The 20,637-nt window shown below is 58.9% G+C and carries 19 protein-coding genes; 12 read left to right on the top strand and 7 right to left on the bottom strand.

Translation table 11 applies throughout. The features are described from left to right. Positions 1-333: 333 nt before the first annotated feature. Positions 334-1,119 carry a hypothetical protein gene (locus tag IG616_RS21625; protein WP_192150841.1) on the bottom strand — a complete coding sequence of 262 codons (786 nt, stop codon included), beginning with the start codon at positions 1,117-1,119 and terminating at the stop codon, positions 334-336. Between the two features lie 193 nt (positions 1,120-1,312). Continuing rightward, positions 1,313-1,987, bottom strand: a complete 675-nt coding sequence (locus tag IG616_RS21630) for an alpha/beta hydrolase (protein WP_192150842.1) — start codon at positions 1,985-1,987, stop codon at positions 1,313-1,315. Positions 1,988-2,318: 331 nt separating this feature from the next. On the opposite strand from IG616_RS21630, the gene IG616_RS21635 reads away from it, so the two are divergent. The 11 genes from IG616_RS21635 to tenA all read left to right on the top strand — a co-directional run bounded on the left by IG616_RS21635 (position 2,319) and on the right by tenA (position 12,112). Continuing rightward, entirely contained in the window at positions 2,319-3,488 is a 1,170-nt protein-coding gene (locus IG616_RS21635) for a cysteine desulfurase family protein (protein ID WP_192150843.1), read from the top strand. A gap of 147 nt (positions 3,489-3,635) precedes the next feature. Then, entirely contained in the window at positions 3,636-5,108 is a 1,473-nt protein-coding gene (sufB, locus tag IG616_RS21640; RefSeq protein ID WP_192150844.1) for a Fe-S cluster assembly protein SufB, read from the top strand. Between the two features lie 68 nt (positions 5,109-5,176). After that, positions 5,177-5,518 carry a GIY-YIG nuclease family protein gene (locus tag IG616_RS21645; protein WP_192150846.1) on the top strand — a complete coding sequence of 114 codons (342 nt, stop codon included), beginning with the start codon at positions 5,177-5,179 and terminating at the stop codon, positions 5,516-5,518. Positions 5,519-5,910: 392 nt separating this feature from the next. Beyond that, positions 5,911-6,342 (top strand): hypothetical protein, encoded by a 432-nt coding sequence (locus tag IG616_RS21650; RefSeq protein WP_192150848.1) that lies wholly within the window; start codon positions 5,911-5,913, stop codon positions 6,340-6,342. A 42-nt stretch (positions 6,343-6,384) separates the two neighbouring features. After that, positions 6,385-7,140, top strand: a complete 756-nt coding sequence (gene sufC / locus IG616_RS21655) for a Fe-S cluster assembly ATPase SufC (RefSeq protein ID WP_192150850.1) — start codon at positions 6,385-6,387, stop codon at positions 7,138-7,140. A 14-nt stretch (positions 7,141-7,154) separates the two neighbouring features. Continuing rightward, complete coding sequence (gene sufD, locus IG616_RS21660; protein ID WP_192150852.1) at positions 7,155-8,474, top strand: Fe-S cluster assembly protein SufD; 1,320 nt, start codon at positions 7,155-7,157, stop codon at positions 8,472-8,474. 216 nt (positions 8,475-8,690) lie between these two features. Next, on the top strand, positions 8,691-9,305 hold the full coding sequence (locus IG616_RS21665; protein ID WP_192150854.1) for a glutathione S-transferase family protein: 615 nt from the start codon (positions 8,691-8,693) through the stop codon (positions 9,303-9,305). Beyond that, on the top strand, positions 9,306-10,532 hold the full coding sequence (locus IG616_RS21670) for a cysteine desulfurase (protein WP_192150856.1): 1,227 nt from the start codon (positions 9,306-9,308) through the stop codon (positions 10,530-10,532). 11 nt (positions 10,533-10,543) lie between these two features. Further along, positions 10,544-10,939, top strand: a complete 396-nt coding sequence (locus IG616_RS21675; protein ID WP_192150858.1) for an SUF system Fe-S cluster assembly protein — start codon at positions 10,544-10,546, stop codon at positions 10,937-10,939. Positions 10,940-11,046: 107 nt separating this feature from the next. Next, positions 11,047-11,430 (top strand): Fe-S cluster assembly scaffold SufA, encoded by a 384-nt coding sequence (gene sufA, locus IG616_RS21680; RefSeq protein WP_192150860.1) that lies wholly within the window; start codon positions 11,047-11,049, stop codon positions 11,428-11,430. 13 nt (positions 11,431-11,443) lie between these two features. Further along, the gene (gene tenA, locus IG616_RS21685) at positions 11,444-12,112 is read left to right on the top strand and encodes a thiaminase II (protein WP_192150862.1); all 669 of its coding nucleotides are present in this window, start codon (positions 11,444-11,446) and stop codon (positions 12,110-12,112) included. Between the two features lie 55 nt (positions 12,113-12,167). On the opposite strand, the gene IG616_RS21690 is transcribed toward tenA, so the two are convergent. The 4 genes from IG616_RS21690 to parE all read right to left on the bottom strand — a co-directional run bounded on the left by IG616_RS21690 (position 12,168) and on the right by parE (position 18,539). Continuing rightward, entirely contained in the window at positions 12,168-13,220 is a 1,053-nt protein-coding gene (locus tag IG616_RS21690; RefSeq protein WP_192150864.1) for a GGDEF domain-containing protein, read from the bottom strand. A 460-nt stretch (positions 13,221-13,680) separates the two neighbouring features. Next, the gene (locus IG616_RS21695) at positions 13,681-15,288 is read right to left on the bottom strand and encodes a DEAD/DEAH box helicase (RefSeq protein WP_192150866.1); all 1,608 of its coding nucleotides are present in this window, start codon (positions 15,286-15,288) and stop codon (positions 13,681-13,683) included. Between the two features lie 276 nt (positions 15,289-15,564). Next, on the bottom strand, positions 15,565-16,377 hold the full coding sequence (locus IG616_RS21700; RefSeq protein ID WP_246476359.1) for a sulfotransferase family 2 domain-containing protein: 813 nt from the start codon (positions 16,375-16,377) through the stop codon (positions 15,565-15,567). 110 nt (positions 16,378-16,487) lie between these two features. After that, a complete protein-coding gene (parE, locus tag IG616_RS21705) occupies positions 16,488-18,539 on the bottom strand; it encodes a DNA topoisomerase IV subunit B (RefSeq protein WP_192150870.1) in 2,052 nt (683 codons plus the stop codon). Between the two features lie 748 nt (positions 18,540-19,287). Here parE and IG616_RS21710 point away from each other — a divergent pair. Beyond that, positions 19,288-20,136: a tetratricopeptide repeat protein gene (locus tag IG616_RS21710; RefSeq protein WP_192150872.1), complete on the top strand. Its 849-nt coding sequence runs from the start codon at positions 19,288-19,290 to the stop codon at positions 20,134-20,136. Positions 20,137-20,140: 4 nt separating this feature from the next. Here the strand turns inward: IG616_RS21710 and IG616_RS21715 are convergent, their stop codons facing one another. Next, a complete protein-coding gene (locus IG616_RS21715) occupies positions 20,141-20,560 on the bottom strand; it encodes a hypothetical protein (protein WP_192150874.1) in 420 nt (139 codons plus the stop codon). Positions 20,561-20,637 lie beyond the last annotated feature (77 nt).

Below are 20,637 nucleotides of genomic sequence, written 5' to 3' on the forward strand. Positions count from 1 at the left end.
CACCGAAACAAGCCCCAGCATGAGACGAAACGGGCTATCTCTCAAAGATCCCAAAACTTGGACACCTGAAAACCTGAACTGCAAAAAAACAAACCCGCCGAAAACGACGGGTTTGTCAGCAGTCTGATGGCCCGCGTTTGCGGGCCTTTTTCGTTTCAGGCTTGGGCAAGGTTTTCTGTTTACCGCTCTAAGGCATAGCTATAATAACCGCGCCGTCCCGGCCTTGAGCGGGGACCTCTGGCGGCCGGAAATGGGTCCCGGCTCAAGGCCGGGACGGCGTGCAGGTAGGGTTCCGGGGCGAAAGAAAACCCGCCGGGGGCTGGGTTCCAAGGGTCAGAAGCTGTACTTGCTTTCCACCAGCAAGCCGTAGCGGTGGTAGTCCTGCTCGGCATCCGGATCATCATAGTTCGAGTGCAGCCACCAGTAGCGCCCGCCGAGGCCAAGAGCCCAGTTCTGCGTCAGCGAGACGTCGATCATCGCATCCGCTTCGGCGCCGTAGGTATAGGTGCTGTCGACGGAACCCGTCTTGTTATAGGCCCAGGGAATGGCCGCCATATCCACGGACCAGCCGACCCGGTCGGTGATGCTGCCATCTGCCGAGAGGCCGAGGCGGATGGCATGCCAGGAAGCATCTCGCGTCAGTGTGGTGCCGCTGTAGGTTCCGGAAAACTTGTCCGTTAGATAGTGATAGCCGAGAAATGCGCCGAGCCGGGCACTGTCGCCTGCAAATTCCGAAACCTGCCATCCGGCATCCAGGGTCACATAGCCGAAGCTGGACGCTTCAAAGCTGCTGGCCTTGACGCCCAGAATGGAGTTGGAGCCGCTTGTGTTGCGTCCAAAGCCGCCATTGCCCTTGATAAAGGCGCCTTGGTCCGGATCGTCGAGCCGGAACAGGATTTCACCTGACTGGCCGGTGACATTGTCCGACTTGATGAGATTGGTTCCCCCGGCATCGATGCTCGAATTTGCCTTGCTGTACCAGTAGCGTATGCCGATGGTTCCGCGCAGGCCCTGGTCCTCATACAGCATCTGTTGCGGGGCAGGTGCGCCATAGTCAGCCGCCAGCACTGGGGCGGTTAGGAAGGGGAGTGCCAAAACGGCGGCGGTCATTCTTGTCATGGGCTGAAATCCATTTGGAGAAAACAATCAGGGATTGAGGTTACATTGGTGTGCATTTGGAAATTTATGGTTAATGCCTGGTTTAAATGCGGTTCTGATGAAGCCTACCTGCCTTGGTGACGGCAGGCGCAGGTCCGGACAATAAAAAACCCGCCGGTAAGGGCGGGTTTTTTGCAAGCTTTGGAGGAGGCGTTTAGCTGCCGGATATTGGCAGATAGTCCTGCGGGGTGATCCCAAGGCGGCGGTCCAGATAATTGCCGCAGCGGTCCATCAGATCGTCCACGTCGTTTTCGAAGAAATGGTTTGCGCCTGGCATGATCTGGTGATCGATGACGATGCCCTTCTGGGTCTTCAGCTTGTCGACGAGGGTCTGGGAATCCTTCAGCGGCACGACCTTGTCATTGTCGCCATGGATGATCAGACCGGAAGACGGGCACGGGGCCAGGAACGAGAAGTCGAACAGGTTCGCGGGCGGGGCAACGGAGATAAAGCCTTCCACTTCCGGACGGCGCATCAGGAGCTGCATGCCGATCCAGGCGCCGAAGGAGAAGCCGGCGATCCAGCAGGAGCGGGCGTCCGGATGAACGGTCTGTGCCCAGTCCAGTGCTGCCGCTGCATCTGAAAGCTCGCCCTGGCCGTGGTCGAACGCACCCTGCGAACGGCCAACGCCGCGGAAGTTGAAGCGCAGGACGGCAAAGCCGCGCTGAGCGTACATATAGTACAGCTGGTAGACGACCTGGTTGTTCATCGTGCCGCCGAATTGCGGATGCGGATGAAGCACGAGAGCAATCGGAGCGTTCCGCTTCTTTGCGGGATGGAACCGGCCTTCCAGCCGGCCGGCGGGACCGTTAAAGATCACCTCAGGCATGAAGCGCAATGTCCTCAGTCTTGGCCCGTTTTCAAGGGGCTAAAAAGCCCAGCGGGCGGATCGGGTTTTGTCTACGTGAAAGCCCTAAGTCTAAACTTGACTCATAGGTTCCGAGTTTCTAAAACCCTTGTTTAGAATTATTCGAAACTCGGCATGGCGTCCTCAGGGTGCCGTTGGAGCGGCTGCTACCCCAAAAAGGCCGGCGCGTCGTTTCGCATTTGGGCACCTTTACGCCATCCGTCCGGAAAATTTCAAGTTTTCCGTGCGCGGTAAGCGATAAAACCGTGCCGGGATCGAATCATCGTCCAAAACACGTAAGCAGACGGCAGTCATGAACGCGAAGCGGCCACATGTTTATCTGGATCACAATGCGGGCGCGCCGATGCGTCCCGCTGTGAAAGATCGCATGATCGAGGTCATGAGCGACGTGGGCAATGCGTCGTCCGTGCACAGCGATGGCCGCCGGGCGCGAGCCCGGATCGAGGCCGCGCGCGAGGCTGTGGCTCAGCTCTGTGGTGCGCGCAGCCGTGCTGTTACCTTTGTTTCGGGCGGCACGGAAGCCAACATGACGGTCCTGACGCCGCAATGGCAGGATCAGGGCGCGCCTTTCTATTTGGACCGGCTGCTGCGCAGCGCCGTTGAGCATCCCTCCGTCACGGCTGGCGGCCGTTTTGCAGCCATGTCCCAAGAGGTTCTGCCGGTCACAGCTGATGGAAACGTCCGGCTGGAGGATCTGGAACAGCGTCTCGCCGCTGGAGAGCCTGCGCTTGTCTCCGTGATGGCTGCCAATAATGAGACCGGAGTGATCCAGCCGCTGGAAGAGATCGGCCGTCTGGTCAAGGCAGCCGGTGGCTTCTTTCATGTGGATGCGGTTCAGGCCGCAGGCCGCATGCCGATCGATCTGAATGCCTGGCAGGCCGATGCGGTCACTCTGTCGGCCCATAAGTTCGGTGGTCCGCAGGGCATGGGCGCGGTCGTCGTCCGTTCCACCGCGCGGGTGCCCGCTGCGCTTCTGACCGGTGGCGGTCAGGAAAACTGGCACAGGGCAGGTACGGAAAATACCGCCGGGATCGCCGGGTTTGGTGTGGCGGCTGAGGAAGCTGCCGCTGAAGGCGCCGATAGTGCCCGCATGAAGGGGCTTCAGGACTCGCTTGAGGCGGGTCTGAGGACTATATGTCCGGATGTGACGATCTTTGGCGCGGCAGCGCCCCGGCTCGCCAACACCACTTGCTTTGCAGTTGAAGGTGTTGCTGCTGAAACCGCGCTGATCGCCTTTGACCTGGAGAGGATATCGCTGTCGTCGGGATCTGCCTGTTCCTCAGGCAAGGTTTCGGTGTCCCATGTGCTCAGCGCCATGGGCGTGGACGAGGCGGCAGCCCGTTGCGCCCTGCGTGTCAGCCTTGGGTGGAACAGCACAGAAGCAGATGTTGCCCGTTTTCTGGAGGTCTGGCCGTCCATTGTCGACCGGCTGAACCCCAAGGCCCGGAGCCGGGCCGCCTGAACGGGTAAAAGAGGAAATTCAGCGCCGGGCTCAGCTCTGGCGCGGCATCCAACGGCCGTAGCCGCGCGTATCCGGAAGGGGAAGCGCGCTTGGCGGGCCAGACATTGAAAAGCGGGGCGCAGGTCCCGATGAGACGGAGTAAACGACATGCCGGCTGTGCAGGAGACGATCGACAGGGTCAAGGAGATCGATGTCGATCAGTACAAATATGGCTTTGTCACCGAGATCGAGTCCGAAGTCGGCGCCAAGGGCCTTTCGGAAGAAACGGTCCGGTTCCTTTCGGCCAAGAAGAATGAGCCGGAATGGATGACCGAATGGCGCCTGGATGCGCTGCGCCGCTTCCAGACCATGGAAGAGCCCACCTGGGCCCGTGTCTCCTATCCGAAGATCGATCTCGATGCGCTTTATTACTGGGCGTCCCCGAAGTCCGTTGAAGGCCCAAAGAGCCTGGATGAAGTTGATCCGGAGCTGCTGGCGACCTACGAAAAGCTCGGCATTCCGCTGCGCGAGCAGGAAATCCTAGCGGGCGTCGAGCCGAAGAACCGGGTCGCCGTCGACGCTGTGTTCGACAGTGTGTCCGTCGTCACCACCTTTAAGGAAGAGCTGAAGAAGGCCGGTGTCATTTTCTGCTCCATCTCCGAGGCGCTGCGCGAACATCCGGACCTGGTCAAGAAGTACCTCGGCTCCGTGGTGCCGGTCACCGACAACTATTATGCGACGCTGAACTCGGCAGTCTTCTCCGACGGCTCCTTCGTCTATATTCCGGAAGGCGTCCGCTGCCCGATGGAATTGTCGACCTATTTCCGCATCAACGAGCAGAACACCGGCCAGTTCGAGCGCACGCTGATCATTGCCGAGAAGGGGTCTTACGTCTCCTATCTGGAAGGCTGTACGGCACCCCAGCGCGATGAAAACCAGCTGCACGCAGCCGTGGTCGAGCTGATCGCTCTCGATGATGCCGAAATCAAGTACTCCACGGTCCAGAACTGGTTCCCGGGCGACAAGGACGGCAAGGGCGGCATCTACAACTTCGTCACCAAGCGCGGCGATTGCCGGGGCAAGAACTCGAAGATCTCCTGGACCCAGGTGGAAACCGGGTCTGCGGTCACCTGGAAGTATCCGTCCTGCATCCTGCGCGGCGACAATTCCCGTGGCGAGTTCTACTCGATCGCCGTTTCCAATGGCTATCAGCAGGTGGACAGCGGCACCAAGATGATCCACCTCGGCAAGAACACGTCGAGCCGGATCATTTCCAAGGGCATTTCCGCAGGCAAGTCCCAGAACACCTATCGTGGTCTGGTCTCTGCCCACAAGAAGGCCTCCAACGCCCGCAACTTCACCCAGTGCGACTCGCTGCTGATCGGTCAGGACTGCGGTGCGCACACGGTGCCCTACATCGAGAGCAAGAACGCGACGGCCCAGTTCGAGCACGAGGCAACCACCTCGAAGATCTCCGACGACCAGATGTTCTACTGTCAGCAACGCGGCATGAACGAAGAAGAGGCCGTGGCGCTTATCGTCAACGGTTTCGTCAAGGACGTGATCCAGCAGCTGCCGATGGAATTCGCCGTCGAAGCCCAGAAGCTGATCTCGATCAGTTTGGAAGGGTCTGTGGGGTGATGACCGTTCCCTCCTTTCGTCATCCTCGGGCTTGTCCCGAGGATCTGCCGACCTGGGAGGAATAGGCCATGTCGGGGTTTGTTTACATGATGTCAGACAAACCCCGGGGTGTGATCTACACCGGCGTGACCAGCGATCTGCCAAAGCGGATATGGGAGCATCGCGAAGGAATCCGGAAAGGGTTCACGTCGAAGTACAAGGCCAGGAACCTTGTCTGGTTCGAAAGCCACCCGAGCATCGTCTTGGCGATCCAGAGGGAAAAGTCTTTGAAGCGCTACCGGCGCGACTGGAAAATCGAGTTGATTGAAGGGCTGAACCCGACCTGGATCGACCTTTATGAGAGAATGGACGAAATCGAAAATGCCTACCAACCGCACCGCAATACGAGGAAGTGGGATGACTACAATTAGTCGTCGGCATCTTCGCGCGGACAGGCGGGTAGATCCTCGGGACAGGCCCGAGGATGACGAGGTTCAGACTGTTCGCACGAGAGTTGAATGATGAACCCCGATGTTGCCGCCAAACAGTTGATTTCGATCTTTCTGGAAGGGCGCTTTAGCTGAGAGTTCGCCCTCTTTCGTCATCCTCGGGCTTGTCCCGAGGATCTGCCAGTCTAGCTCGATCTGTATGAACGAAGGGACGAAATCAAGAATGTCTATCAACCGCACGAAACGGCGAGGAAGTGGGATGACTATATTTAGCCGCTGGCATCTTCGGGCGGAGAGTGCGGTAGATCCTCGGGACAGGCCCGAGGATGACGGAGTTTTCAATTTCCGCATAAGTGTAACCCGGGGCTAGGGTGATGACCGCAGTTAGCATCGATAAGCCAGCCATGCTGGAAATCTATAGCCGATACTTGGAAGTCGTCGATTCAGTTCGCTCAATAATTCAGGAAAGTGTCTGGTCTCATCGCGCATTGGCTCATTGGAGATACGATAAATTGGAAATCGTGGTTCCAGAGAGGACAATCGGACTAATATATAGTTTCTGGTGGAGTGCTGGAGTTCTGATTTGGACTGACGAAACCTTACTCCGTTCTGGGGATGACGCTTGTTCAAAATCATTTTTTCTGAATTCGGATGCATTTGATGCGGAGATTACGGTCTCTGACATCATCAATACGATTGAGCCGCAGTTCGAAGAAGCTGTTAAGCGAGCTAAACGTGAGTGGGATGTAAAAAATCTTGAATGGTCTGCAAACGATCATGAATTGCCCGCTGATGACAACGATTAACAAACCGGACTGTCAGTCCGGACTGAAATGAGGACCATCTCAATGCTTGAGATCAAGAACCTGCACGCCCGCATTGCCGAAGACGGATCTGAAATCCTGCGCGGCATCGACCTGACCGTGAAACCGGGCGAAATCCACGCCATCATGGGGCCGAACGGCTCGGGCAAGTCCACCCTGTCCTACATTCTGGCAGGCAAGGAAGACTACGAGATCACCGAAGGCGAGATCCTGTTCAACGGTGAGAATCTTCTGGAGATGGAGCCGGACGAGCGCGCGGCTGCCGGTGTGTTCCTGGCCTTCCAGTATCCGATCGAGATCCCGGGCGTTGCCACGATGGAATTCCTGAAGACTGCCATCAACGCACAGCGCAAGGCGCGCGGCGAAGATGCCCTGTCCATTCCGGATTTCATGAAGCTGGTGAAGGCCAAGTCCGCGGACCTCAACGTCACCATGGACATGCTGAAGCGCCCGCTGAACGTCGGTTTCTCCGGCGGTGAGAAGAAGCGTGCGGAAATCCTTCAGATGGCCCTGCTTGAGCCGAAGCTCTGCGTGCTCGATGAGACGGACTCGGGCCTCGACATCGACGCCCTGCGCATCGTGTCCGAAGGCGTCAACAAGCTGCGCTCGCCGGAGCGTTCCATGATCGTCATCACCCACTATCAGCGCCTGCTCGACCATATCGTCCCGGATGTCGTTCACGTCCTCTCCAAGGGCAAGATCGTCAAGACCGGGGGCAAGGAACTGGCTCTGGAGCTGGAAAAGAACGGTTACGCCGATTACGTCGGCGAAGCAGCCTGAGCGGGGTGGGAGACATGAACGTGACCACACCGATCAATCTGACGCAGGCGGAAGCAGGTCTCGTGGACCGGTTCGACGCCGCGCGGACGGGTCTTGCCGGGTCTGATGCCGTTGCGGCTCTGAGAGCCGAAGCTGCCGGTCAGATCAAGGCCAAGGGCCTGCCGCACCGCCGGGTCGAGGAATATAAGTATTCCGACCTTCGTGCTTTCTTGAAGTCCGCAGCCCCTCTGGCAGCTGCCGTGACCACGGATGAGGCAAAGGCAGCGCTCGCGGCAGCAGAAACCCTTGGTGGTCTCGACCGCTACCGGATCGTGATTGCCAACGGATCTTATGTTGCTGATCTCAGCGACATTGAAGCCCTCAGCGCTGAAGGCGTGAGCGTTACCGACTTCAATGCTGCTCTCGCCGGTACAAACGGCGCAGCGCTCCTGGCGCAGCCGAAGTCTGCTGGTGCCGATGGCGTTCTGGCCCTTAACACGGCTTTCGTTCAGGGCGGCGTCGTCTTGAGCGTGAAGGCGGGCGCCGAGGTGTCCAAGCCGGTCGAGCTGGTGCAGATCGCTGTCAGCGAAGGGGCACAGGTAACCCGCTGCCGCGTGGAACTGGGGGAAGGCGCCAAGCTGCGTCTGGTCGAGACCTTTGCGGGCAAGGCCGGGGCAGGGGAAACCAATGCGGTCTTTGACTATGACGTTGCAGATAAGGCTCAGCTGGCGGCCACCCGTCTTCTGACCAGCGAAGGCGCAGGGGCTGTTTTGGCAACCACTCTGTCGCGTATTGGTGCAGATGCGGAATTGAAGACCCTCGGCTTCATCGCCGGGCCGGACTTCACCCGGAACCAGCAGTTCGTTGCTTTCACGGGTGAGAACTCCGAAGCCAAGATCTATGGAGTCACACTGGCGCGCGGCAAGGCTCTGGCCGATCAGACCCTGATCGTCGACCATGCTGTTCCCCACTGCAACAGCCGTGAGTTCTTCAAGACGGTTCTCGACGACGATGCCCGTGGCGTCTATCAGGGGCGCATCAATGTGGCCCAGCACGCCCAGAAGACCGACGGCGAAATGATGACCCAGGCTCTGCTCCTCTCCGAAGGCGCGGAAATGGCCAACAAGCCGGAGCTGGAGATCTTCGCCGACGACGTGATCTGTGCCCACGGTGCGACCTGCGGCGAGATTGATGATGATCTGCTGTTCTATCTGCGTGCCCGTGGCATTCCGCTGGACGAAGCCAAAACCCTTCTCGTTCTGGCTTTTCTCTCCGAAGCCATTGAAGAGTTTGGCGAAGAGGATGTAACGGAAGCCCTGGAACAGCGCGTCCGCGACTGGCTGGCTGCGAAGTAAAAAGCGAACTGCAAATCCGCAGCGTTGCTGGGGGTATCACCTTTCCCTCTGGAACAGGCCGGACTGCAGGTCCGGGTGAGGGAACGGGGGTTCTGTCGTCCGGAGCTTGCCCCTCACCCCAGCCCTCTCCCCTGAGGGGAGAGGGGGCAGGCTCTGGAACCGGTGGTTTTGGAGCAAGAGATATGAACGGCGCGCGAAGAACAGCGGAGAATGGGAATGGCGGGTGACATCGTCCTTTGGGGTGCCTTGAATTCCGGGCACTCCTATAAGGCCAGGCTGTATCTTCTGCTCGCCGGGGTCGACCACGCATATAACCGTGTCGATCTCTCCATTCCGCGCGCCGAGCGGCCCGCCGATTTCCGGGCGGTTTCACCCTATGGTGAGGTGCCGGTTTTGAAGCATGGACCACAGGTTCTCGCCCAGTCGAATGCGATCCTTCTGCATCTTGTCCGCTCCTGCGGGAAATTCGGGGTGGAGGACGCTGCCGGTCTCGATCAGATTACCCAATGGCTGTTCTGGGAAGCGAACCGGATCGGGCGCTCTTATCCGAACTACCGTTACTGCCGGCTGTTGGACCCGAACGTGGATCCGGGGCTGCTCGGCTGGTTCGAGGCGACGGCCAAGGACGATCTGGCGTTCATGGATCAGGTTCTGGCGGAAAAGGACTTCCTGACCGGGCAGTTTTCCGTCGCGGATATTTCCTGTGCGGCTTACCTTCTTTATGGCGATCTGAAGCGTCTGGAGCTGGGCGATTATGCCCATGTCGAAGCCTGGCTGGACCGGATCAGGGCCATGTCAGGATGGCAGCATCCGTTCGAAGTGATGGGATGAATGAAAAGCATGTATGACGTTGAAGCCATCCGCAGGGATTTTCCGATCCTGTCGCGTGAGGTCTATGGCAAGCCGCTGGTCTATCTGGACAATGGCGCATCCGCGCAAAAGCCGCAGGCCGTGATTGATGCGGTCACCAAGGCCTATTCGATGGAATATTCCAATGTCCACCGTGGCCTGCATTTCCTGTCGAATCTGGCGACCGACAATTATGAAGCTGCGCGGGAAAAGGTCCGCCGCTTCCTGAATGCTCCCTCGGTGGACGAGATCGTCTTCACCCGGTCCTCGACTGAGGCGATCAATCTGGTGTCCTACGGCCTGGGTCCGGATCACTTCAGCGAAGGCGACGAGATCGTTCTGTCGATCATGGAGCATCACTCCAACATCGTGCCCTGGCACTTCCACCGCGAGCGCAATGGCGCGAAGCTGAAGTGGGTCTATGTGCGCGAGGATGGGTCCTTCGACCTCGACGCCTTTGCGGACACGCTGTCGCACCGCACCAAACTGGTGGCAATCACCCACATGTCCAACGTTCTGGGCACGGTGGTGCCGATCAAGGAGGTGTGCCGGATCGCTCACGAACGTGGCATTCCGGTGCTGGTCGATGGCAGCCAGGGCGCGGTTCACCTGCCGGTGGATGTGCAGGATCTGGATTGCGACTATTATGTCTTCACCGGCCACAAGGTCTATGGCCCGTCGGGCATCGGTGTGCTTTGGGCAAAGACCGAGAAGCTGAAGGCCATGCGCCCCTTCATGGGCGGCGGTGAGATGATCATGGACGTCACCGAGGACAGGGTGACCTATAATGAGCCGCCGCACCGGTTCGAGGCGGGCACCCCGCCGATTGTTCAGGCCATCGGTCTTGGCGCGGCGCTGGACTATATGGATGCGATCGGCCGGGAACGGATTGCGGCGCATGAGGCGGATCTGGCAGCCTATGCCCATCAGCGGCTGGCAGAGATCAACTCCCTGCGCATCTTTGGCACTGCGCCTGGCAAGGGGGCAATCGTCTCCTTCGAGCTTCAGGGCGCCCATGCCCATGACGTCTCGACGATCATTGACCGGGCCGGGGTTGCGGTGCGTGCCGGGACCCATTGTGCCCAGCCGCTCTTGGCAAGATACGGTGTGACGTCTACATGTCGGGCAAGTTTTGGTCTCTACAACACGCGGGCGGAAGTCGACGTGCTGGTTGAGGCCCTGATCAAGGCACAGGCATTCTTCGCCTGAGGACGGATGATATGAGCGAGATGACGACCATCGACACCAATGCCGCCGGAGAGGAACTGCGCACCGACGTGGCTGCGACCTCCAGCATTCCGGCCGCAGAACTGGACCGTCTGACCAACGACATCATCAGCGCGCTGAAGACCGTCTACGATCCGGAAATCCCCTGCGACATCTACGAGCTTGGCCTGATCTACAAGGTCGACATCGAGGATGACCGCTCGATCAACATCGACATGACCTTGACCGCGCCCGGGTGCCCGGTTGCCGGTGAAATGCCGGGCTGGGTGCAGAACGCTGTCGAAGCCGTTCCTGGTATCGGGCAGGTCAATGTGGACATGGTGTTTGATCCGCCCTGGTCTCCCGAACGCATGTCGGACGAGGCCAAGGTGGCCCTCAACTGGTATTGAGTTTGTTGGGGCAGGGGTTTTGAACCTTTGCCCGAATACCTATATCCTGACTGAAGGACTCGAAATTTGATGCCCTCAGGCATCTTGTCCCGGGCGAAGAGGATGACATGGGCGCAGCGCGCAAATTCCAGGTGATGACACTGACCGACGCCGCAGCTGAACGGGTGCGCGAGCTGGTCGAGAACTCTGACAAGGATGTTCTGGGCCTGCGCGTCGGGATCAAAAAGGGCGGCTGCGCCGGCATGGAATACACCATGGAGCTGGTCGAGGAAGCGAAAGCCGGTGACGATGTCATCGAAAACAAGGGTGCACGGCTCTATGTTGACCCCTCTGCCGTTCTGTTCCTGTTGGGCACGGAAATGGACTTCGAGGTGACCAAATTCCGCTCCGGATTCATCTTCAAGAATCCGAATGAAGTATCGGCATGCGGTTGCGGCGAATCCGTCTCGCTGCAGGCTGCCGACCCCAGCGCGGTTTCTGCCGGCGCTTAAGGAAGCACTTTTGATGCCCAGTTTTTTCGAGCGGCTCCGTGCCGACAGTATTGCTGTCTGGCAGGACTATATCTGTCATGAGTTCGTCAATCGTCTCTCTGACGGAAGCCTGCCCGAAGAAGCGTTCCGAACGTATCTGGCGCAGGATTATCTCTTTCTCATTCAGTTCTCCCGGGCCCATGCGCTTGCCGTCTACAAGGCCGGCAATCTGTCGGACATGCACGAGGGCCTCGCTGGCTTGAAGGCAATCATGGACACGGAAATGGATCTCCATGTCGGCCTTTGCGCCGGTTGGGGACTGTCCAAGTCTGATCTGGAGGCACTGCCGGAGGCGAGCCAGACCATCGCATACACACGTTTCGTTCTGGAAACCGGCCTGCGTGGGGACTTGCTGGACCTTCAGGTTGCTTTGGCCCCATGCATTCTGGGATACGCGGAAATTGGCCGGCTGAATGAAGAGGCCCAGCCGCAGGGGCCGACTTCGTCGGCCTACCGGAACTGGCTGGATGAGTATTCAGGAAAGGCCTATCAGTCTGTCGCTCAGGCGTTTTCAGACTGGATGGACCGGACGGCGGAACGCTATCTGACCGAAGCGCGGTATCCCTCGCTGCTGAAGACCTTCTCTCAGGCAAGCACTCTGGAGACTGACTTCTGGCAGATGGGACTGAATGCCGCTCAGTAAGGCAAGGGTTCTGTCTTGACGGCGCCGGGAAAGCTGCGGACCGGGGGCTGAGACCTCAGGCGACCTCGGTACGCTCTCTCAGATCTTTTTCCGTGACCACAAGATTTCGGCCGTTCCGCTTGGCCGTATAGAGCGCTTCATCGGCACGGGCGACAATGCTGTGCGCCGTATCTCCCCGGCTGTAGATGGAGATGCCGATGGAAACCGTTACCCGGCCCAGGTTCTCGCCAGTCGACCGTTTGAGCAGTTCCTTGGACATGACCGAGCTGCGGATCTTCTCGGCGACATTGCGCGCTGCCACCAGATCCGAACGCGGCAGAATGATAGCGAATTCCTCGCCGCCGTAGCGGCAGGGGACATCATGCGATTTCACGCTTTGCTTGGTCGTTAAAGCGACAAGGCGCAGCACCTGGTCCCCGGTCTGGTGGCCATAGGTATCGTTGAAACGCTTGAAATGGTCGATGTCCGTGAGCAGCAGGCACAGGGGCTCAGCAGTATGTTGTGCCTGAGCGAGGCACTGCTCCAGAGCGGTATCGAAATGCTTACGATTGCCCAGGGTGGTCAATTCATCGGTCAGGGATTCGTAGCGGATCGCTTCCAGATTGGACTGAAGCGCCTCGAACTGGCGCTTCGATTCCAGAAGCTGAGCCTCAAGCGTGTTGTTCGCAAGGACGGCCTCACGCGTTGCGTGCAGCATCACGGAGATGAAGGCTTCCACCTTCTTGGGCTCATTGAGTTCAGGCAGAATGCTGGCAGCTTTCCGGAGCGAGGTCCCATACTCCGAGGCTGCGTCCACGCTGTGGGCCAGCGTCTCGATCAACCCCTCCACTTCCTTGGAGACCTTGGAGCCGACATCACTGAGTCGGTCGCCAAGACGGGTCGGGGAGAGATACTTTGCATAAAGCTGCTGCATGTCCTCGGAAGAAATGCTTCCCTTGTGACGCAGGATCTCATTGATTGCCCGGTTCAGGCCGTGATTATAGCCCGAGGAATAGGTGTACCAGAGCTCATAGCTCTTTGGGTAAGCAGGCAGACTGTTTCGCTTTATGTAGGAAATGGCGGATTCACCGTAGACGATGGTCCGTTTGAAGTCGTCATCTTCTGCCATTTTTCGCCCACTTCCAAAAACAGATAAACTCATCACTCGGATGAAAACCACCTATCGTCAATTTCTACAATAACGCTTAAGTTAAAGTTAAAGAGGCTGGGTGATTGGCGTCTGGTGCGGGTTCTGTTTGGCGACCGAGCGTTGAGACAAGGTTAGCTGGATCTCTGCATAGGTTGCATCTTATTGATACATCAAATTTGAATGGTTTTTAATTATAGATTTTGTTTGAAGGATTATTAGGGCACTCACAAGAGATAGTGTGTATTTCTTCAAGACCGTCCCGCCGCCCAAGTTCATGATGCAGGTGTTCGGGGCGCCGGCTTTGAAATTGTTCAGTTGAAGCTGGAACTATTGAAATGTTTGGCATTTGCTTGACGGGCAAGATCAGTCCGATGCTTTGCAAACATGTCCGGTAGAAACAAAAAGCCCCGGATTACTCCGGGGCTTTATGAAAATATTTTCAGGAAGCTTTCTTGGGGCGCGGCTCCCGGAGGATGAAGGCGGGAATATGTCCGCCGATCCCGAAGGCCGGTTCGCTTCTGTCCTGGCGGCCGCCGCCGCGGGGCGAGGCGTTCCGATCGCCGCGAGCATTCCGGTCCCCGCGGGAAGGGCGTTCGGAGCGCACTGGACGCGGCTGCTGTTCGGCATCCGCGCTTTCGTCCGTGTTAGCTGCGATCGGGGTAGCTTCAGCTGCAGCCTTGGGCGCGCGGCGGCGAGGTGCTCTCGTGGCTGCCGGTTTTTCCTGAGCTGCGATTTCCGTGCTCTGTTCGGCGCTGGCTTCGGTACCTTCCACGACCGCATCTTTCCGGCTGGAGCGGGATCTGGGGGCGCGCTTCTTGGGGGAGGCTGCCTGGTTGTCCTGCTCCTCCGGAGAGGTCTTTGCGGCAGCGTTGCGTCCACCCCGGCGGCGGGCCTTACGCTCTTCGGCTGCAGCTTCGAAGTCCACCGGCTCGCCCGTCCATTCGATAGACTGCTTGGTCAGTGTTTCGATGGCGTTCAGATACTTCTGGTCTTCGCCCGTTACGATGGTGAAGGCGGCGCCCGTCCGTCCGGCGCGGCCAGTGCGGCCAATACGGTGAACGTAGTCTTCCGCATGGATCGGAACGTCATAGTTGAAGACGTGGCTCACGTCCGGAATGTCCAGTCCGCGCGCAGCAACGTCGCTGGCGACCAGAAGCGTGACATTCCCCTTCCGGAAGTTGTCCAGCATCATCATGCGGGTGCGCTGGTCCATATCGCCATGAAGCGCACCGACATTGTAGCCGTGACGCTCAAGAGACCGGAACAGTGTGGTGATATCACGCTTGCGGTTGCAGAAGACGATCGCGTTCTTGAGGTCTTCGGCGGTTTCAAGCAGCTCGCGCAAGGCTGCGCGCTTTTCGAAATCTGCGCTTCCGGCAGCCTTCAGCTGCTGAGTGACATTCGCCGATGTGGACGACTGAGCCGCGACTTCGATCTGGGCAGGGTTCTGCAGGAACGTGTCCGTCAAACGCTGGATTTCCGGCGGCATGGTGGCCGAGAAGAACAGGGTCTGGCGGGTGAATGGGATAAGTTTGCAGATGCGTTCGATATCCGGGATGAAACCCATGTCGAGCATACGGTCTGCTTCATCGATGACCAGGATTTCGACCCCCTGAAGCATCAGCTTGCCGCGTTCGACGTGATCGAGCAGACGGCCCGGCGTCGCGATCAGCACATCCGCGCCGCGGTCGATTTTCTTGTCCTGTTCACCGAAGGACACGCCGCCGATCAGCAGGGCGACGTTCAGCTTGTGATTGACGCCGTACTTGTCGAAATTTTCCTGAACCTGTGCGGCAAGCTCGCGCGTCGGCTCAAGAATGAGCGTGCGGGGCATACGGGCCCGGGCACGGCCCTTTTCAAGGAGCGTGAGCATCGGCAGCGTGAAGCTGGCGGTCTTGCCTGTTCCCGTCTGAGCGATGCCCAATACATCCCGGCGTTCGAGTACAAGAGGAATGGCGCCTGCCTGAATGGCCGTCGGTTCGGAGTATCCAGCGGCTTCAACTGCGGCGAGAACCTTCTCGCTAAGGCCGAGACTATTAAATGACATAGAGCGGGGTGCCCGGTAGGTTATTGCAAGGATGATGAGATCTTCCAGCCGACTGCGGCCAGGTTGCGCACACCCTACATTTGTTCGCTTGCGTGTCAATGATTGCGAGGGGGGAATGGCGCAGAAATTCGCCAGATATGCCTCTGGAAGCCTATTTCGGTTAACAAGGCGGGTTGTATCCGCGCGAAAGGCTTCTCATTGCGGGTTTCCGGCTTGCGATTGACGCAGGTGCGGACGGCTCCGTTTACCCAATGGCAGCGGGAGGCGTCCGGATTTTCAGGCGGGGATACGGAACGAGGACCGGGTCTGTGCGGGCCGCTGGTTGCCTGTCCAGCTTGAATCAAGCAGCACATAATCACGCGCGAAGCGGCGGCGCAGCTCCCGGGCTGCCGGAGACCCGGCGAGCGATTGCGCAATTTCCTTCACGCGGGCGGAGGTGGAGATCTTCGGCGCTTTGGGGCCGATGTCGACACGCGCACGTTCCCACAACTGGCCACGCAGACGGGACCATTGCAGGTGCAGGCGGTCCATGGACAGGATCAGGTCCGGAACAATACGGCCTTCATGCTTCAGGATCGACGTTTGCGTCCGCAGCTGGTTGTCGCAGGACATGTCGGACGTCGTCGCCACACGGGCGGCGAACTGGTCGAGCGTCATCTCCTTCGAGAAGCCGTTGTCAGCAAAGAACGTGGGAAGCGGCGCATCGCTCTCAATCACGGAGACGAAACTATCCGCCACCCGTTCGAACGGATTCTGGATGAGGGCGAAAACAAACGCGTCAGGCAGCTTGCGCTGCAGATCCCGGGCCGTATAGAGGTCGGTATCACGATGCCACACGAGGGCCGGGTCCGGTTGTCTTTGGCTGAAAGCCTGTGAAGAGAGCGTAGCGCGTCTTGAACCTCCGATGTCAGAAGCTTCCCTGAAGGTTTCTGCTGAGCTGGACAGGCGGTCGATAAGTCTGGAGAGGGTGCGCGCGGGGCACCCGGGAATACGAGCGTAAGCGACCTTGATGTCCGGGAAGGTCACAAAATGATGTTCCCGGAGCGGCCGCCTTCTGCGGTCTATGGCTGAATACAATGAATGAAGCATAGGAAAAAATCCCAAAATCCGAGCTTAGAAGTAACGTATCATTATCGCTGCGTCAATTTGTTCGGAACGGGGCGGAGCTTAAAAAATAACCCTGTTCAAAATTTGACCCATCAAATGTCCAGATCTTCCGCGAATTCGGCATTGTCCTGAATGAAACGGAACCTGGCTTCAGGCTTGTTGCCCATGAGGCGCTCGACCGTGTCGCTTGTCTCTTCTTCCGCCATTTCCGAGATCGCCACACGCAGCATCGTCCGCTTGGACGGATCCATGGTGGTTTCCTTCAGCTGGGCCGGCAGCATTTCGCCAAGGCCCTTGAAACGTCCGATCTCCACTTTGGACTTGCCCTTGAAGACGGTCGCCATGAGCTCGTCCTTGTGAGCGTCGTCGCGAGCATACAGGGTCTTGCCGCCTTGTGATAGGCGGTAAAGCGGGGGCACAGCCAGGAATAGGTGCCCGTTGCGGATCATGGCCGGCATTTCCCGGTAGAAGAAGGTGATCAGCAGGGATGCGATATGGGCGCCGTCCACGTCCGCATCGGTCATGATCACGACCTTCTCATAGCGCAGATCCTCGTCGCGGTACTGGGTGCGGGTGCCGCAGCCCAGGGCCTGGATCAGGTCGGCGAGCTGCTGGTTCGCAACCAGCTTGTCACGGCCCGCATTGGCGACGTTCAGGATCTTGCCCCGCAGTGGGAGGACCGCCTGGTTGGCGCGGTTGCGCGCCTGTTTGGCGGAACCACCTGCCGAGTCTCCCTCCACGATGAAGAGTTCCGTGCCATCCGCCTGATTGGCAGAGCAATCGGCCAGCTTGCCGGGAAGCCGCAGCTTGCGGACGGCAGTCTTGCGGGCGACGTCTTTTTCCTGGCGGCGGCGCAGACGTTCCTCGGCCCGGTCAATCACCCATTCCAGCAGCTTGTTGGCCTGGTTGGGGGACGCAGTCAGCCAGTGGTCGAAGGCATCGCGGACAGCGGTTTCGGCAATGCGGGTTGCCTCGTTCGTGGCCAGCTTGTCCTTGGTCTGGCCAACGAATTCCGGCTCGCGGATAAAGACTGACAGCATGCCGCCGGCGGAGGTCATGACGTCGTCGCCGGTGATCAGCGCAGCCTTCTTGTTGTTGGTCAGCTCGCCATAGGACTTGAGGCCGCGCAGCAGCGCATAGCGGAAACCGGCTTCGTGAGTGCCGCCTTCCGGTGTCGGAACGGTGTTACAGTAGGAGTTGACGAAACCGTCGCCAGCATACCAGGTGACCGCCCATTCGACCGCACCATGGCCACCGGATTTGCCGGTGGTGCCGGCGAAGATATCATCAACGACGCGCCGTTCCTTTTTCAGCTTCTCTGCCAGGAAGTCACGCAGGCCGCCGGGGAAATGGAACACGGCTTCCGCGGGCGTGCTGTCCTTTTCGTCCAGCAGCTCAGGCGCACAGTGCCACCGGATTTCAACGCCGCCAAAGAGATAGGCTTTCGAGCGGGCCATGGCCAGGAGACGGGCGGGCTTGAACTTGGCACCGCGCCCGAAGATTTCATGGTCGGGCTTGAAGCGGACCAGTGTCCCGCGCCGGTTCTGGGTGTCGCCAACCAGCTCGAGCGGGCCTTGCGGCAGGCCGCGCTGGAAGCGCTGGCGGTAGAGCTTGCGGGCGCGGGCAACCTCGACGATCAGATCTTCCGACAGGGCATTGACCACGGAAATGCCGACGCCATGCAGACCGCCGGAGGTTTCATAGACCTTGCTGTCGAACTTACCGCCCGCGTGAAGTGTGGTCATGATCACTTCAAGCGCCGACTTGTCCTTGAACTTCGGATGCGGGTCGACTGGGATGCCGCGGCCGTTGTCCGTAACGGTCAGATAACCCTCACTATCAAGGGAAACGTCGATCCAGGTGGCGTGACCGGCAACGGCCTCGTCCATGGAGTTGTCGATGACTTCGGCGAAGAGGTGGTGCAGGGCGCGTTCGTCCGTGCCACCGATATACATGCCAGGACGGCGGCGGACCGGTTCAAGTCCCTCGAGAACCTCGATGTCGGCAGCCGAGTATTCCCCATCGGGCCGGATGGCGGGGGCGGCAACCGGCTTGATGGCAGGCTTGGGCGCGCTCTGGAAAGGCAGGTCGTCCTCTCTGGCTTCAGCCGCGTTGCCACCAAACAAATCGCTTTTACCGCTCATAGAATCCTGTCCATCCTTTGCCGGGCTTTGGGTTGGTCCGGTTCCGTATCGTGCTCATTAACACGTTTTTCCCCGCCACCGGCGGGAGCCGGGCTGAGTGCCTTGCCTTTGCCCTAAACGTCTTTTGCCCGAATCAAAAGAGATTGTCTCAGAACAAAGCTGGAACATCAAAGCGCAAGCGCGGAACTCCCCCGTTTTAAACAGGCTGGTTTGCAGATTTATTCATTCCAGCAACCGAAAATGAACCGGCTGGTGCTCAGATATCTGTCTGACGGCCCGGTACCGTACCGAAGGGGTTTGGGTCCGGTGCGAGGGGGAAGGAGCGGGAGTGAGGTGCGTGCAGAAACCGCATTTTACTCTCTCTGGGCGAAGTTGATGAGGTGGGATGGTTAAACTGTGTCCTTTTGGCAACTGTTCCCCAGGGAGTCGCGTACTGCCCCTGAATGCGGCGTTGCTGCCGCGGTTCGGCCATGTTTCAACATCATCCGGTAGAGGTCTTCCAAGGAGCCAATGTCCGTTCAACTTGAACCTGGCAATGGCTGACCCGGAAAATTGGGCGACGAATGGAGCGGCTTGGAAATTGGGCAGATTTGATCTTGGCAAAATGGGCAGAATAAGCCGGCTTGACGAGATGAATCCCCCGAACTGCCACATTCAGACCCTGAAAGGCCCAAGTCTGGTCGAATTGCACGGATACAGTGTGAAACAGATGGGACAGGGATACGACAGGCCTAGAGAGTTCAAGATCATGTCCGCATTGCGGGACCTTATCATAACGGCAGGTGTGGCTGCCGGCGTTGTCACGATGGCCCTGAGCGGTCAGGCGGCTTACGCGTTTGACGGCACGCCGACGCAGACCAAGCCCTTGTCACTGGAAACGATCTCTCCGAGTGAGGCGCTGCGCTACGGTGCGCGCCAGTATTATTCCGGCGACAAGGCCGGTGCGCTGAACTCCCTGCGTTACGCTGCTGAAAACGGTCAACCCATGGCCGCCTGGAAGCTCGGCGAAATGTATGCCTCAGGCGATGGGGTTAAGGAAGACGACCTCAAGGCCTTCGAATATTACAGCCAGATCGTCCGGGAGCACGGCGACGACCGCCCTGAAGCGCCGGATGCGCCGTTTGTCGCCAGCGCTTTCGTGGCGCTCGGCAATTATTATCTCAACGGGATTTCCGACGTCGTTCCGCAGAATGTCGCGCGGGCCCGCCAGATCTTCACCCACGCAGCCTCTTATTTCGGTGATCCGCAGGCCCAGTATGAGCTGGGGCGCCTTTATCAGGACAGCAGCAGCCGTATGGCTGTGCGCTGGTATAATCTGGCCGCCCTCAAGGGCCACGTCGGAGCCCAGGCCCGCCTCGGAGAGACCCTGTTCACGCAAGGCCATGATGACGAGCGCAAGGCGCGTGGCCTGATGTGGCTCACCATCGCGCACCGCCGCGCCAGCGGCGCTGATGCCGGATGGATCAATGCGCTGCACGAGCAGTATTTCGGTCTTGCGAGCGAAGCGATCCGAAGCCGTGCCCGTGTAATGGCTGACGCCTGGATCGACCACAATCCAGCAGCCGTCCTGGCCGCATCAAGCCCCACACTTCAGTAAGACCTCAGTGCGTTTGCGGCAAAACCGCTGCAAGTTTCCTGCCTGATTGTCTTTTGTCAGCTGGAGTGAGTCCGGCAGAAGGGCAGGGCGTGTCTGTCACCTGCCAGGACGGATTGTTGATCACCATCGTGCAAACGGCGATCTTCCGCCCCTCCGCTTGCTTCAGGCAGACGGATTCTCCGATATCGTAGCGTTTGTCGTAATAGCGGCAGGTGCAGGGCAGGGCGTCTTGCTCGATGCTCTTGTACTGCGAAGAGGGCCATTGCCGTTGTGGCTCGCCGGCACTCGCAGCACCTGTTCCTGCCGGATAAAGAAGACCTGACAGCACGAGGCAAAGCGCGCCAGCCGCCATGGCTGACGGAAATGTCCTGGCCAGAATTTTAAGGGCTTCAGTTCCTGGCGAAGGTGTCATGGAACGTGTCATGGCAGACCCCTCAATCTGAGGTCAGCCTAACATGCTCTTTTCATCCCTAGAAGAACCCTGGGGAAATCAGCTGATGT

It is taken from the genome of Roseibium litorale, assembly GCF_014842915.1.
Lineage (GTDB): Bacteria > Pseudomonadota > Alphaproteobacteria > Rhizobiales > Stappiaceae > Roseibium > Roseibium litorale.

Coding starts and splice junctions, on each gene's coding strand:
- IG616_RS21625 (WP_192150841.1), bottom strand. CDS start 1,119: ATGACAAGAATGACCGCCGCCGTTTTGGCACTCCCCTTCCTAACCGCC.
- IG616_RS21630 (WP_192150842.1), bottom strand. CDS start 1,987: ATGCCTGAGGTGATCTTTAACGGTCCCGCCGGCCGGCTGGAAGGCCGG.
- IG616_RS21635 (WP_192150843.1), top strand. CDS start 2,319: ATGAACGCGAAGCGGCCACATGTTTATCTGGATCACAATGCGGGCGCG.
- sufB (WP_192150844.1), top strand. CDS start 3,636: ATGCCGGCTGTGCAGGAGACGATCGACAGGGTCAAGGAGATCGATGTC.
- IG616_RS21645 (WP_192150846.1), top strand. CDS start 5,177: ATGTCGGGGTTTGTTTACATGATGTCAGACAAACCCCGGGGTGTGATC.
- IG616_RS21650 (WP_192150848.1), top strand. CDS start 5,911: ATGACCGCAGTTAGCATCGATAAGCCAGCCATGCTGGAAATCTATAGC.
- sufC (WP_192150850.1), top strand. CDS start 6,385: ATGCTTGAGATCAAGAACCTGCACGCCCGCATTGCCGAAGACGGATCT.
- sufD (WP_192150852.1), top strand. CDS start 7,155: ATGAACGTGACCACACCGATCAATCTGACGCAGGCGGAAGCAGGTCTC.
- IG616_RS21665 (WP_192150854.1), top strand. CDS start 8,691: ATGGCGGGTGACATCGTCCTTTGGGGTGCCTTGAATTCCGGGCACTCC.
- IG616_RS21670 (WP_192150856.1), top strand. CDS start 9,306: ATGAAAAGCATGTATGACGTTGAAGCCATCCGCAGGGATTTTCCGATC.
- IG616_RS21675 (WP_192150858.1), top strand. CDS start 10,544: ATGAGCGAGATGACGACCATCGACACCAATGCCGCCGGAGAGGAACTG.
- sufA (WP_192150860.1), top strand. CDS start 11,047: ATGGGCGCAGCGCGCAAATTCCAGGTGATGACACTGACCGACGCCGCA.
- tenA (WP_192150862.1), top strand. CDS start 11,444: ATGCCCAGTTTTTTCGAGCGGCTCCGTGCCGACAGTATTGCTGTCTGG.
- IG616_RS21690 (WP_192150864.1), bottom strand. CDS start 13,220: ATGGCAGAAGATGACGACTTCAAACGGACCATCGTCTACGGTGAATCC.
- IG616_RS21695 (WP_192150866.1), bottom strand. CDS start 15,288: ATGTCATTTAATAGTCTCGGCCTTAGCGAGAAGGTTCTCGCCGCAGTT.
- IG616_RS21700 (WP_246476359.1), bottom strand. CDS start 16,377: ATGCTTCATTCATTGTATTCAGCCATAGACCGCAGAAGGCGGCCGCTC.
- parE (WP_192150870.1), bottom strand. CDS start 18,539: ATGAGCGGTAAAAGCGATTTGTTTGGTGGCAACGCGGCTGAAGCCAGA.
- IG616_RS21710 (WP_192150872.1), top strand. CDS start 19,288: ATGTCCGCATTGCGGGACCTTATCATAACGGCAGGTGTGGCTGCCGGC.
- IG616_RS21715 (WP_192150874.1), bottom strand. CDS start 20,560: ATGACACGTTCCATGACACCTTCGCCAGGAACTGAAGCCCTTAAAATT.